This window comes from Paracoccus sp. C2R09 (genome assembly GCF_018860625.1).
In the GTDB taxonomy this organism is placed as follows: domain Bacteria; phylum Pseudomonadota; class Alphaproteobacteria; order Rhodobacterales; family Rhodobacteraceae; genus Paracoccus.
In genome coordinates this window covers 122677-136322 of record NZ_JAHKQB010000024.1, presented here as the reverse complement: position 1 = coordinate 136322, position 13646 = coordinate 122677, and the positions used below count along the sequence as shown (strand labels likewise).

The window sequence follows — 13646 nt, the reverse complement described above, 5'->3', positions numbered from 1 at the left end:
TCAGATGGACGTCCAGGCCCCGTCGTCCGCAGACGAGTTGAGGCAGGCATCGATGAAGCGCATTCCCAGCAGACCATCCTCGATCCCGGGGGCATGGACACCGCCCGGAGGGGCCGTGCCCTCGATCGCGGCGCGGATCATCGCTGCCGCCTCCGCATAGATGGTGGCGAAGCCTTCCAGATACCCCTCGGGGTGGCCCGGTGGAACGCGTATCCGGGTGGCATCGGTGCCGGGCCCGCCGCGGGTCAGGATGCGGGTCGGTTCACCGAAGACGCTGAGGCGCATCTCGTTGGGATTTTCCTGCGCCCATTCCAGCGCAGCCCTGTCGCCCGTGACGCGCAGGCGCAGCCCGTTCTCGTGTCCGATCGCCACCTGCGAGGCCCAGAGCGTTCCCTTGGCCCCGCCATGGTAGCGCAGCATGACATGGGCATTGTCGTCGAGCCTCCGCCCGGGGACGAAGCTGCTCAGATCGGCCGACAGGCGTTCGGGGCGCAGATCGGTGACGTAATGCGCAAGGTTGAAGGCATGGGTGCCGATATCCGCGATGCAGCCCCCCGCGCCCGAACGGGCGGGATCGGCGCGCCAATCCGCCTGCTTGTTCGATGCAGGCTCGGTCAGCCAGTCCTGCAGATATTCCACCTGCACCAGGCGAAGGTTGCCCAGTTCGCCCCGGGCAATCATGTCCCTTGCCTGCCGGATCAGGGGATAGCCGGTATAATTGTGGGTCAGCACGAACAGCTTGCCGCTGTCGCGCACCGCGCGGGCGATGGCCTGCGCCTGATCCCCTGAAGCAGCCAGCGGCTTGTCACAGATCACGTGGATGCCGGCTTCGAGGAACGCGATGGCCGGTTCGGCATGCATGTGGTTCGGGGTCACGATGGCCACGGCGTCGATGCCGTCGGGGCGGGCGGCCTCGGCCTGCGCCATGTCGCGAAAGCAGCCATAGCAGCGTTGCGGGTCCAGTCCCAGTTCCAGACCCGAGGCACGGGCCCGATCCGCATCCGAGCTCAGCGCCCCTGCGACCAGATCCCACTGCCCGTCGATCCGCGCCGCGATCCTGTGGACCCCTCCGATGAAGGCGCCCTGACCGCCGCCCACCATGCCCAAGCGAAGCCGCCGCATCACGCGATCCCCAGCATGGCGCGGATCTGGTCGCGCCCCGTCGTTCCGCCCGCGAAATCGTCGAAGGCCTTGCCCGTCACGTCGATGATGTGATCCGCGATGAAGGCCGCGCCCTCGGCCGCGCCCTGTTCGGGCGATTTCAGGCAGCATTCCCATTCCAGCACGGCCCATCCGTCATAGCCGTATTGCGCCAGCTTCGAGAAGATGCCCCGGAAATCGACCTGTCCGTCGCCAAGAGAGCGGAACCGCCCCGCACGATCCGTCCATCCCTGATACCCGGAATAGACCCCCTGGCGACCGGTCGGATTGAACTCGGCATCCTTGACATGGAAGGCGCAGATCCGATCGTGGTAGATGTCGATGAATTGCAGGTAATCAAGCTGCTGCAGCAGGAAGTGCGAAGGATCGTAATTGATCCGGCACCGGCTGTGCCCCCCGCAGGCCGCAAGGAACATCTCGAATGTCGCGCCGTCGAAGACATCCTCGCCCGGATGGATCTCGAAGCCGATATCGACGCCCTGATCCTCGTAGGCATCAAGGATGGGGGTCCAGCGGCGGGCCTGCTCGGCAAATGCCTCTTCGATCAGGCCGGGCGGGCGCTGTGGCCAGGGATAGAGATAGGGGAAGGCCAGCGATCCGGTGAAGCTGACGGTGGTTCCAAGCCCGAACCTTCGCGAGGCGCGGGCCGCCTTGATCAACTGATCGGTCGCCCATTCCCGCCGGGCCGAGGGGTTGCCCCTGACGGATGCCGGCGCGAAGGCGTCGAAGGCGATGTCATAGGCGGGATGGACCGCGATCAGCTGCCCCTGCATATGGGTCGAAAGCTCGGTGATCTGGACGCCTGCATCGGCGCAGATGCCCGCGACCTCGTCGCAATAGGTCTGGCTGTCGGCGGCAAGGTCCAGATCGAACAACCGCGCGTCGCCGGTGGGGATCTGGACCCCCTTGTAGCCCAGATCCGACGCCCAACGGGCGATGGATGGCAGCGAGTCGAACGGAGCTTCGTCCCCCGCGAACTGGGCCAGGAAAAGCGCGGGTCCCTTGATCAGGCCGGGCATGTGAGGTCTCCTTTCTTGTGTTCTTCGAACCGGCCTGCGGGGCAGGCGCGGATCAGACCAGCAATGCCTGCGCGGCATCCGGGTCCAGTGCCTCGGGACGGGTGCAGGTGGTCGTAAGCCTGACCACGCGGTTTTCGTGGCCCGCCTGCAGGATTGCCTGCATGACCTCGACCACATGGGTGGCCAGATCCAGCCCGCAGCGATGCGGCCGACCCTCGATGATGGCGGCGGCCATGTCGGCCAACCCCGCACCCCGGTAATCGGCACGGTCGATGCCGTGATTGTCGACCTTGTTGATGCGTCCGAAGGGATGGTCGCGGTCATCGGGGCGGGTTTCGCCGGCACCGTCATCGATGCGGACCTCGCCGCCGAAGAAGTTCGGGTCCGGCACGAAGATCGTGCCGTCATGGCCGTAAAGCTCCATGTTGGAATGGCCATGCGCCTTGACGTCCCAGCTGGCCCCAAGCGTGACGATCGCCCCGTTCGCGAATTGCAGAAGGGCGTGGATGTTCGTGGGGGTGGCGACGGGAACCTCCTGGCCCATGCGGGGGCCCGAGCCGATGGTACGTGTCGGGCGGCCCATCCCCGTCATGGCGGCGACCGATGCGACCGGTCCGATCAGCTGGACCAGGTTCGTGATGTAATACGGCCCCAGGTCGAGGATCGGCCCCGCGCCCGGCTGGAAGAAGAAGTCTGGATTGGGGTGCCAATCCTCCATGCCCGAGGACATCACATGGCATGTGCCGCCGGTGATCGGCCCCACTCGGCCCTCGTCTATCGCTGCGCGTGCAAGCTGGTGTGCCGCGCCCATGAACGTGTCGGGGGCGGACCCGATGCGCAGGCCCGACGCGTCCGCCAGACGACGCAGGGACTCGGCCTCGGGCAGGGTCAGGACGAAGGGCTTCTCGGAATAGGAATGCTTGCCCGCCTGCAGGATGCGGCGGCTGATGTCGTAATGGGCGACGGGCACGGTCAGGTTCACCACGATGTCGATATCGGGCGAGGCCAGAAGATCATCGACGCTTTGGGCGCGCAGCCCGTATTCCGCGGCGCGTGCGGCCGCGGCGTCCGGATCGACATCGGCGCAGGCGCGCATCTCGATCCCCTTGAACAGCGGCGCAAGCGCCATGTACGAGGCCGAGATGTTGCCGCAGCCGATGACGCCGATCCCCAGGGTTCTTGGCATGATGTCCGCTCCTTACAGCGTCTTGAAGGTTTCGACCGAGCGACCGGCAAAGCGCGCCACGTCAGCCGGGTTGTCATGTTCCAGCACAAACAGATTGACGCCCGCGCCCCGCAGCGCCTTCATGCAGGCCCGCCAGTCGACGGTGCCATGGCCCAGATCGGCCCAGCCATCCTCGTCCGCGCATTCGCCCTCGGCTGCGATGTCCTTCACATGGGCGGCCGTGATGCGGTCGCGATGCATGTCGATCCAGCGCAGCGGATCGGCCCCGCCGCGCACGACCCATGCCACGTCGATTTCCCATTCCATCGAAGGGGCGTGTTCCAGCAGCAGGTCCATCGCGATCTCTCCGCCCGGCAGGGGCATGAATTCCCAATGATGGTTGTGCCAGCCGAAGCGCAGCCCGGCATCGCGCACCTTGGCCGCCGCCGCTTCCAGCCGCTTGGCAAAGTCGATCCATGCTGCGGCATCCGCCCCGTCGCGCAGGTCGTCGCCCGGCGCGGGGCAGTAGAGCCGCTCGATCCCCAATGCCCGTGCGGTCGCGATGCTCTGGGCAAACTCCCCCTCGAAGCAGTCGATGGGGAAGAAATGTCCCGAAGGCATGGTCAGGCCGTTCGCTTGCATCAGGGCAAGCGTTTCGCCGGGATCGGCATAGACCCCGCCGAACCCCTCGACATGGGAGTAGCCGAGCTTGCCCAGCAGCTCGAACACCTGCGACCAGGATCCGTGGTTTCGCGCAGAGTAGAGTTGGAATGATGCGTTCATGATGTTCCCGTGTTGATCGTTTGCCAGAGCTTCGCTCAGATGCGGTTTTCGGTGGCGCTGTCGAACAGGTTCGCGCGTTCGGCGTGCCAGCCGATGGTCAGGGTATCGCCCGGGCGGATCGACGATTGTCCGTCCAGCCGGATCCACAGCAGCCGTTCGCCGACCTGGACCCGTGCCAGCGTGTCCGAGCCCAGGGGCTCGACCAGCCTGACGGTGGCCTCCATTCGGACCGGGCAGGCGGCGGCGTCGGGTCCGTGGGCGATATGTTCGGGGCGGATGCCCAGCCAGGCGGGCCCGCCCTGTGGCCCGGCAGCCCCGAATTCATAGCCTGACAGGTCGAAATCGCCGGCCTCGCACGAGAAGACCGGGGCGCCGCCCAGATCCACGACCCCCTCGAAGAAGTTCATCGAGGGCGAGCCGATGAACCCGGCCACGTATTTGTTCGCGGGGCGGTTGTAGATCTCCTTGGGGCTGTCCAGCTGCAGGATCAGCCCGCCGCGCATGATCGCGATCCGGTCGGCCAGGGTCATCGCCTCGATCTGGTCATGGGTGACATAGATCATGGTGTTGCCCAGGGTCTGGTGCAGTTCCTTGATCTCGGCCCGCAGATCGGTGCGCAGTTTCGCATCGAGGTTCGACAGCGGCTCGTCGAAGAGGAACACGTCCACGTCGCGCACCAGCGCCCGCCCGATCGCGACGCGCTGGCGCTGGCCGCCCGACAGGGCCGCGGGCTTGCGCTTCAGCAGGGGTTCGATCTGCAGGATGCGGGCGGCGCGTTCCACGCGTTCCGCGATTTCGGCACGCGGCATGCCCGCGTTCTTCAACCCGAATGTCAGGTTCCCCTCGACCGTCATCTGCGGATAGAGCGCATAGGACTGGAAGACCATGCCGATGCCGCGCTTGGACGGCTCTTCCCAGGTGACGTTGCGCCCCGAGATGAAGATCTGCCCGTCGCTGACGTCCAGCAGACCCGCCACGCAGTTCAGCAGCGTGGACTTGCCGCAGCCGGACGATCCCAGCAGCACGAGGAATTCGCCCTTGCCGATATCGAGGTTCAGATCCTTCAGCACGTCCACCGCGCCGAAGCTGAGGTCGAGATGCCTGATCGAGATGCTCGGTTCCATGAAAGATCCTTCAGCCTTTGACCGCGCCGGCGGCGATGCCGCGCACGAAGAGTTTTCCGGAGATGAAGTAGATGAACAGCGGCACCAGGCCCGTCAGCAGGGTCGCGGCCATGTTGACGTTGTATTCCTTCACGCCCTGGACCGAGTTGACGATGTTGTTCAGCTGGACCGTCATCGGATAGAGGTCGGGCTTGGTGTAGATCACGCCGAACAGGAAATCGTTCCAGATGCCCGTGACCTGCAGGATCATCGCGACCACGAAGATCGGCAGCGACATGGGTAGCATGATCCGGAAGTAGATCCGCCAGAACCCCGCCCCGTCAACCCGCGCGGCCTTGAACAGTTCCTCGGGGAGGGACGTGAAGTAGTTGCGGAAGAGCAGCGTCAGGATCGGCATCCCGAAGACCGTATGCACGATCACCAGCCCCGTCAGCGACCCGTAGAGACCCACCTCGCGCAGCATGATCACCATCGGGTACAGCATGACCTGGTATGGGATGAACGCCCCGAAGATCAGGATGGTGAAGAACGCATCCGCGCCCTTGAACCGCCAGTTCGCCAGCGCGTAACCGTTGACCGAAGCGATGGCGATCGACACCGCGACCGAGGGCAGCGTGATCCGGACCGAGTTCCAGAACCCGCGCGACAGCCCGTCGCAATTCAGGCCCGTGCAGGCGCCCGACCATGCCTTGACCCAAGGCTCGAACGTGATCTCCATCGGGGGGGCGAAGATGTTGCCCACGCGGATCTCGGGCATCCCCTTCAGCGATGTCATCACCATCACCCACATCGGCAGCAGATAATACAGCGACACGACGATCAGGGTGCCGTAGATCAGGACGTTCGCCCGCGTCACCACCTTGCGGGGTTTGGGTCCGCGCGGACCCTGCAATTCGCGCGCGCCTTGGCCGGCCGCGACCGAGGAGGTAAGATCAACCACGGTTCTTCCTTCCGAATTCCATGAAGGCCCAGGGGATCACGACGATCAGCACGGCCAGAAGCATCATCGTCGATGCGGCGAAGCCCTGGCCCAGGTTCTGTCCCCCGAACATGTAGTCGTAGACGTATTTCGCGGGCATCTCGGTCGCGTTTCCGGGACCGCCGCCGGTCTGGGCCACGATCAGGTCGTAGACCTTGACGATGGCCGCGCCGATCAGCACCAGCGTGGTCACGAAGACCGGGCGCATCATCGGGATGACCACGAAGAGATAGGTCTTCCACGCGGGGATCCCGTCCACGCGGCTGGCGCGCCAGATCTCCTGGTCGATGCCGCGCAGGCCCGCCAGCATCAGCACCATGATCAGGCCGGTCCCCTGCCACAGGGCCGCGATCAGGATGCCGTAGATCGCGATGCGCGGATTGTAGAGCGGGTCGAACTCGATCCCCGACAGCCAGCAGCTCAGGGACAGGCCCACGCCTTCGCATTCGGCTGGGGGGCGGTTGCCGCCCAGGCTGCGGATGACGTGCTGCAGGCCGAATTCGGGGTTCAGGATCCATTGCCAGACCAGCCCCGTCACGATGAAGCTGAGGGCGTAGGGATAGAGGATGATCGCCCGGAACGTGTTCTCGAACCGGATCTTCTGATCCATCAGCGCGGCAAGGACGAACCCGATGACGAAGCAGAAGACCAGCATGCAGACGCCGTAGATCATCAGGTTCTCGATCGAGATGAGCCAGCGCCGCGTGCCCCAGAGCCGCTCGTACTGGGTCAGGCCGACCAGGTCCCATTTCGGCAGAAGCTTCGAGCTGGTGAAGCTGTGCGCCACGGTCCATATCGTGCCGCCCAGGAAGACGACCAGCGCCGTCGCGATCATCGGGATCGCCGCGATCTTGGCCGACTTGTTTCGGAAAAGCTGGTTCGGTCGTGAAGCCGCCATCTGGCACCTCGCGGAATGTCATGCGGGGACGGTCCCGCCCGGCGATGCGGGCGGGATCTGCGGATCAGTCGGCATCCTCGATAAGGGCCGCGAACTGTTCCTGGGCTTCCTCGGCGGTGATGGTCTCGTCCGCGAAGAACTGGACGAAGACATCCTCGATCCGGGTCAGCGAATCCGCCGAGATGAGCTGGGCCACATCCGGCACGGCCTCGCCGCTTGCAAGGATCTCGAGGCCCTTCTGCATGCATTCGTTGGCAGCCGAGAGGTCGATATCCCCCCTGACCGGAAGCGACCCCTTCTTGAGGTTGAAGGCCACCTGCGTCTGGGGGTCCAGAAGCAGGGCCGCCAATTCGCCCTGCGCGGCAGTCATCTCCGGGTCGTCCAGGGCAGGGAAATAGAACGCGTCGCCACCCGCCTGCAGCGTCGGGTTGCCGCCCAGGCCCGGCAGGCAGGTGTAATCCTCGCCCGCGACAAGTCCCGCCAGCTGGAATTCGCCCTGCGCCCAATCGCCCATGATCTGGCCACCGGCCTCGCCGGTGATGACCATGTTCGTGGCCTGGTTCCAGTCCTGGACACGGGAATCCCGCGACATCTCGCGCGCCTGGGCCAGCGCCTGGAAGATGCGGCCGACCTCGGGGCCGCGGGCCTTTTCGGCATCCTTGTCGCGATAGACCTGCAGATAGACCTCTTTCGGCAGAAGCGAGATCATCATGACCTGGAATGCGCCGTTCTGCTGCCAGCCCTGCTGACCCATCGCAAGCGGCACCTTGCCCGCAGCCTCCAGCGCGGGGGCCGCGTTCACGAATTCGGCCCAGTTGGTGGGCACCGGGATGCCCGCATCCTCGTATGCCTTGTGGCTGAGCCACAGCCATTGCCAGGAATGGATGCTGATCGGCGCGCAATAGATGCGGCCATCGACCGTGCAGGCATCCAGCAGCAGCGGCGGGTTCACGATATCCTTCCAGCCCTGCGCCTCGGCCACGTCGGTCATGTCACGCAGCAGTCCCGCCTCGATCAGCTCCTCGGCCTGGCGACCATGGTTGAACTGGAACGCGGCCATCGGATCGCCGCCCGTGATGCGCGAGATCATGATCGGCCGCGCGGTCTGCCCGGTTCCCGCGATCGCGCCATCGACCCAGGTATGTTCCGTGCGTTCGTTCAGGGCATCGGCCAGTTCGGCCACGGCGGCGGCCTCGCCCCCCGATGTCCACCAGTGCATCACCTCCAGTTCGGCGGCGGATGCGTATCCGGCCGCGCAAACGGCGCCCCCGGCCATCAGAATGCTGCGAATAGTCATCTTCTTCCTCCCCCTTGGGACCCTCCCACAGGTCCGGCGCTCCCTTGTCCGAGTTCACCGCGAATCTCGGCTGAAATCGATTACATGGACAGATAAGCAGATTGATCATGGTCTGTAAACGATTACATGCATGCTTGACCTTTCGGAATAAATGCAGCCTGCTGCATGGGATGGCGCATGTCGCGCCAGTCACCACAAGAAGGACGGCCATGTCAGGGAAGGCGGCACGGATCAGGGATGTCGCGCTGGCGGCGGGGGTTTCGACCGCGACGGTCAGCCGTGCCCTGTCGAATCCCGATCTGCTGAGCGAGGCGACCCGCAACCAGGTCTTCGATGCGATCCGCCAGACGGGTTACCGGGTCAACCGGGCGGCGCGGAACCTGCGGACACAACGGGCCGGGGCGGTCCTGGTGCTGGTACCTAACCTGGGCAACCCGTTCTTTTCGCGCATCCTTGCGGGGATCAGCGCGGGTTTCGCGAACAGCGACCAGTCGGTGCTGATCGCGGACACCGCCGGCCACCCCGAGAAGGGCCGCGCCTTTGTCGAGTATTTCCGCGACTGCCGCGTCGACGGCATGATTTCCCTGGACGGCAGCCTATCCGAGGATGACCTGTCGCTGTTCGCCAGCAACGGCGCGGGGGACAGGATCGTCTTTGCCTGCGAATGGGTGCAGGGCGCGGCCTTTCCTTCGGTCCGGTCCGACAACGAGATGGGCGCGCGGCTGGCCGTGCGGCATCTGCATGATCTGGGCCATAGCGACATCGCGCATGTGACCGGTCCGGCAGGCAGCGTCCTGACCCGCGCGCGCCGCGAGGGGATGCTGGACGAACGGGACAGGCTGGGGCTGCCATCGCGGTCCGACTGCATCATCCGCGGGGATTTCTCGATCGATTCAGGGCGCGAGGCCGCGCGCCGCATCATCGCGATGAAGAACCGCCCGACCGCGGTCTTCTGCGCATCCGACATGGTGGCGTTCGGCCTGATCGCGACGCTGGCCGATGCGGGGATCAGCGTGCCCGGCGACATATCGGTCGTGGGTTTCGACGATATCGAGATGAGCGGATATTACATCCCGGCCCTGACGACGATCCGGCAGGACCGGCACGGGCTGGGCCTGCGGGCCGCGCAGTTGCTGATCGACCGGTTGGAGGGTCCGGAAGGCACGGTGCCCGCCGATCATGCCGAACTGATCGACGTCACCCTGATCGAACGCGACAGCACCGCGCCCCCCGGTCAAAGACCCTAGAGCCCGTACTGATCGCGCGCGATGTCGCCCAGACCCACGGCATCCAGCCGTGACAGGGGGGCCAGGAAGGTCACCTGGATCACGCCCGGAGCGCGCCCGATCTCGATCGCGCCGTTGATCGTGGCGCGGTTGCGGATCTCGGCCACGCTCAGATCCAGAAGGCGTGCCGCGCGTTCCAGACCGTTCTCGATGGCCGCGTTCATGTTCGCGGCCGTCCCGATGACCGAGATGGGGGCCGAAGGCTCGATCTTCGACACGCCGTACTTCGCGGCCAGCCGTTCGGCCTTGGCGATCTCGTCGCGGGTGAAGGGGCGCGCAAGCGGGGGCAGGTCGTCGGGCAGGGGGAACAGAACGGGCCCGTCGATGGGCCAATCCTTCAGCACCTCGACCTGCAGCGTGACCGAACCCGACACGTCCATCGTATGGCCCGCGATCTCTCCGTCGCCCTGGGCCGCGTGCATGTCGCCCATGTAGATGCCGCCGCCCGGAACCTTGACCGGGCAGACCAGCACCGACCCGGCGCGGACCGCGTCGATATCCATGTGCCCGTCGGTCTTGTGCTGGGCGATCTGTTCCTGGGTCAGGCCGTATTCATGCGGCGCGCCTTCAAGGAAGGCGCCGAAATCGCCCGCATTGTGGCTGTCGGGCATCGCGATCGACGGGCAGGTGCCCAGCTGTCCCATGAAGGGCCGCATCCGCACCATCACCCCTGCCATGTCCGAGGGCGCGTAGGTCAGGATCGGGTGTTGCCGCGAATTGGTCGGCAACGAGGCGAAATGAGCCGCATTTCCCGCGATCGCATCCGCCGCGGCCGTGGGCAGGGTCAGCCCCACGCTGCCCGTCGGATCGAAGCCCACGGTATAGCCGTGGACAATCTCGAACGGGGTGACGGCATTGCCGCATTTGTCGCATTTGACGGCCTTGGGGCCGATCCCCTCGACATGGGTTTCCGGCCAGACCTCGTCGCAGGTGGGGCAACGCGCCGCGACATAGGGATCGCCCAGGCAGAACCCTTCGGGGGAACTGTCATGCCCCGAGGATGTCGCCATCGAGGTCACGGTCACATCGCGGATATGCACGATCAGCGCGTCCCCCGGCATGGCGCCATCGACATGGACGGGGCGTGTCACCTCGTGCCCGCCGCGAAGCCGTGGCGTGATCATCGGTCCCCAGCAGCCCGGCGCGGTATTGGCGATGATCGTGCCCCCATCGGCGATCGGCCCCAGCATCGGCTGGTCGGGATCGAGAACCGAGTTCGTGAATTCGTTGACAACGATGCTGCCCTGCGGCCTCGCGAAGTGATTTCCGTCTGCCATGCGACTTGTCCTTTTCGGTCCGATCCATCTGTCGGCGCGGATGGTCGGACCGGTCCGCCCGCTTGTCAATGCGGCCGACGGCCCCTTGACCCCGGTTGCGCTTGGGGTTCCCCTGCCTGCCTTGGCAGCAGGAAGGCAGCACATGAAATGACCGAACGTTTCATCATCTCGGGGCGATTGGACGGCAGCCTGCTGCCCTGGATCGACGGTCATGCACGGCGTATCGGGGTCGCAGTCGATTTCGGCCCCCGCAGCGACAGCGCGATGGAGCTGCGGGTCGACGGCCCGCCCGCGCTTCTGGATGCAATGGAAATGGGCTGTCTGCTGGGTCCGATCGACGTCTGGATCGAGGATATCCGCCGCGAGCCTGTCTGACGGATACGCGATCTGCGTATCCGGCAGGCAGCACGCCTGCATATCGTGCAGATGCGTCGCGTCACACCTCGACCTGCATCCCGGCCCGGCCCATGCGTCGGCTTACTGTTTTACCCCCGGTTCAGATGTTGCCTATCAGGTCTCCGGACTTGAAGGAGCCACCTCGACGTGAGCAGCAACTGGACCCCCGTCGCCCTGTCGCAGGACGTCCTGCCGGGAATGGCGATACCCGCACATCTACAGGATCAGGACCTTGTGGTCTGGCGATCGGCCACCGGTCGCATCGCCGCGTGGCATGATCGCTGCCCCCATCGCGGGATGCGCCTGTCGCACGGTTTCGTCCGCGGAGAGTTCCTGTCCTGCATCTATCATGGCTGGCGCTATGGCGAGGACGGGCAATGCCGCAAGATCCCGGCCCACCCCGAGCTTGCCCCGCCCGCAGCCATCAAGGTGCCGCGCTTTGCCGTATGCGAAAGCGCGGGCGTCGTCTGGGTCGCGCCCGAGGGCGAAACCTCGGAACCCGTCGATCTGCCGGGGTTCCGGGGGTTCAGATCGGTCGCGGTGAATGCGGCTGCGGACCAGGTGGCGCGGGATGTCGCGGGGCAGGGCCATCTTGGCGGTTGCGACGTGGTGATGTTGGTCCAGCCCCTGCCGGGGGGCGATTGCGGGCTGCATGTGCTGGTGGCCGATGGCTGCGCAGATGCGCAGCTGGATGCGCTGTCCCATGCGATCGAGGCGCTGCGTCGCCGCCTGGAACAGGGGGTCGCGGCATGAGCGTGACGATGCAGGATCATTGGTATCCCGTGGCGCTTGCCTCCGGGTTGCGGCGGTCGGCCCGCGATACGCTGCTGCTGGGTCGCGCGATCCGCGTCGCCTTGGATGACGGTGGTGCGCCTGTCGTGACGGCGGAAGGCCGCGCGCTGCCGGTGCAGGTCAAGTTCGGCCATGTCTGGACGACGCTCGGGGTGCCCGCAGGCGATGTCTTCGACATCCCCGAGGCCGATCAGCCGGGCCGCCGCCTGGTCGAGGTCGGCAGCGTCAAGGTCCGCTGTTCACCCCTGCGTGCGGTCGAGAACTTCCTCGACATCGCGCATTTTCCCTTCGTCCACACCGACGTGCTGGGCTCCGAACCCCATACCGAGGTCGAACGCTACGAGGTCGAGATCCGCGACGATGTCGACGAGGTCTGGGCCACCAAGGTCAAGTTCTTCCAGCCGCAGGCCGCGCGGTCCGCGCAGGGCGGGATAACCACCGAATACATGTATCGCGTGCCGGGGCCCACCTGTTCGGTGCTCTACAAGACCTGCCCGCCGCGCCCCGGCGAATGGGACGTGATCACGCTGTTCGTGCAGCCCCTGACCGAAACCACCTGCGAGGTCTGGCCCTGGATGGCGCTGTTCGACGATGACAGCACCATGACCGAGATGATCCATTTCCAGCAGCTGATCTTCCTGCAGGACCGCTCGATCCTGGAAAACCAGTTGCCGGCGCTGTTGCCGCTGGATCCGGGGCGGGAAATCCCGACACGGGCCGACATGCTCTCCATCGCCTACAGGCGCTGGCTCAAGCGGCACGGCTATACCTTCGGCGCGCAACTGGTGGCGGCATGATCCTCTATGACTACGTTCTTTCGCCGTCCTGCTACAAGGTGCGGCTGCTGGCATCGCTGCTGGGGACGGGGCTGGACCTGCGCCCGGTCGATTTCCACCCGGGCGCGGAACATCACGGCCCCGAATTCCGGGCGCTGAACCCGGCGGGCACGATCCCTGTCCTGACCGATGCCCGACTGGTGCTGACGGAATCCGGCGCGATCCTGACCTATCTGGCGGCGGTGAAGGCGCCCGAATGGCTGGGGCATGACGATCCGGCGATGCAGGCGCGGGTGGCCAACTGGCTGGCGTTTTCGCAGCGGCTGACCGCCAGCGCGGGCGGGGCACGGCTGCACGACATGCTGGGCTTTTCGGGCGATATCGACACGTTGCGGGCACAGGCGACCGATGCCCTGCGCGAGCTGGAGGCCGCGATCCACGCCAGACGCAGGCGCGGCGGGATCTTTCTTGCAGCCGACCGGCCCACCATCGCGGATATCGCGTGCTTCCCCTATGCGGCGCTTGCGCCCGACGGGGGGGTGTCGCTGGACCCCTATCCCTCGATTCGTCTGTGGATGCGGGCAATTCGCGCCCTGCCGGGTTTCATCGAAATGCCGGGCATCCACCGCCTGCACGAACAAATGCCCGAACCCGGTCCCATGCCGGACGTGGTTCGCAAGGAAAGCGCCTGAC

The 13646-nt window shown here is 65.7% G+C and carries 13 protein-coding genes and 1 pseudogene; 5 read left to right on the top strand and 9 right to left on the bottom strand.

Features of this window, described 5'->3' with window-relative positions; translation table 11 throughout:
* From KO490_RS09960 to KO490_RS09925, 8 genes are all read right to left on the bottom strand, one after another.
* Positions 1-1122: a Gfo/Idh/MocA family protein gene (locus KO490_RS09960; protein ID WP_252727107.1), complete on the bottom strand. Its 1122-nt coding sequence runs from the start codon at positions 1120-1122 to the stop codon at positions 1-3.
* Positions 1122-2180 (bottom strand): sugar phosphate isomerase/epimerase, encoded by a 1059-nt coding sequence (locus KO490_RS09955; RefSeq protein ID WP_216019269.1) that lies wholly within the window; start codon positions 2178-2180, stop codon positions 1122-1124. The genes KO490_RS09960 and KO490_RS09955 overlap by 1 nt, the downstream gene beginning before the upstream one ends.
* A 52-nt stretch (positions 2181-2232) precedes the next feature.
* Positions 2233-3366, bottom strand: a complete 1134-nt coding sequence (locus KO490_RS09950) for a Gfo/Idh/MocA family protein (RefSeq protein WP_216019268.1) — start codon at positions 3364-3366, stop codon at positions 2233-2235.
* Between the two features lie 12 nt (positions 3367-3378).
* Positions 3379-4128, bottom strand: a complete 750-nt coding sequence (locus KO490_RS09945) for a sugar phosphate isomerase/epimerase (RefSeq protein ID WP_216019267.1) — start codon at positions 4126-4128, stop codon at positions 3379-3381.
* Between the two features lie 35 nt (positions 4129-4163).
* Positions 4164-5252, bottom strand: coding sequence for an ABC transporter ATP-binding protein (locus tag KO490_RS09940; RefSeq protein ID WP_216019266.1), 1089 nt, complete (start codon positions 5250-5252; stop codon positions 4164-4166).
* Between the two features lie 10 nt (positions 5253-5262).
* On the bottom strand, positions 5263-6192 hold the full coding sequence (locus KO490_RS09935; protein ID WP_216019265.1) for a carbohydrate ABC transporter permease: 930 nt from the start codon (positions 6190-6192) through the stop codon (positions 5263-5265).
* Positions 6185-7129, bottom strand: coding sequence for a carbohydrate ABC transporter permease (locus KO490_RS09930; RefSeq protein ID WP_216019264.1), 945 nt, complete (start codon positions 7127-7129; stop codon positions 6185-6187). Before KO490_RS09930 ends, KO490_RS09935 begins: the two co-directional genes overlap by 8 nt.
* 64 nt (positions 7130-7193) lie before the next feature.
* Positions 7194-8426: an ABC transporter substrate-binding protein gene (locus tag KO490_RS09925; protein WP_216019263.1), complete on the bottom strand. Its 1233-nt coding sequence runs from the start codon at positions 8424-8426 to the stop codon at positions 7194-7196.
* 209 nt (positions 8427-8635) lie between these two features.
* Between KO490_RS09925 and KO490_RS09920 the strand changes: the two genes are divergently transcribed.
* Complete coding sequence (locus KO490_RS09920; RefSeq protein WP_216019262.1) at positions 8636-9673, top strand: LacI family DNA-binding transcriptional regulator; 1038 nt, start codon at positions 8636-8638, stop codon at positions 9671-9673.
* Here KO490_RS09920 and KO490_RS09915 read toward each other — a convergent pair.
* Positions 9670-10989, bottom strand: a complete 1320-nt coding sequence (locus KO490_RS09915) for an acetamidase/formamidase family protein (protein WP_216019261.1) — start codon at positions 10987-10989, stop codon at positions 9670-9672. The genes KO490_RS09920 and KO490_RS09915 overlap by 4 nt on opposite strands.
* Positions 10990-11136: 147 nt before the next feature.
* Here KO490_RS09915 and KO490_RS09910 point away from each other — a divergent pair, with 147 nt between their 5' ends.
* The 4 genes and pseudogenes from KO490_RS09910 (at position 11137) to KO490_RS09895 (ending at position 13645) form a co-directional block, all read left to right on the top strand.
* Positions 11137-11364: an acylphosphatase gene (locus tag KO490_RS09910; protein ID WP_216019260.1), complete on the top strand. Its 228-nt coding sequence runs from the start codon at positions 11137-11139 to the stop codon at positions 11362-11364.
* A gap of 219 nt (positions 11365-11583) precedes the next feature.
* Positions 11584-11736 (top strand): annotated as a pseudogene (locus tag KO490_RS16670) (Rieske 2Fe-2S domain-containing protein); the annotation flags it as partial.
* A gap of 398 nt (positions 11737-12134) precedes the next feature.
* A complete protein-coding gene (locus KO490_RS09900; protein ID WP_216019258.1) occupies positions 12135-12974 on the top strand; it encodes an aromatic ring-hydroxylating dioxygenase subunit alpha in 840 nt (279 codons plus the stop codon).
* On the top strand, positions 12971-13645 hold the full coding sequence (locus KO490_RS09895) for a glutathione S-transferase family protein (RefSeq protein ID WP_216019257.1): 675 nt from the start codon (positions 12971-12973) through the stop codon (positions 13643-13645). The genes KO490_RS09900 and KO490_RS09895 overlap by 4 nt, the downstream gene beginning before the upstream one ends.
* Position 13646 lies beyond the last annotated feature (1 nt).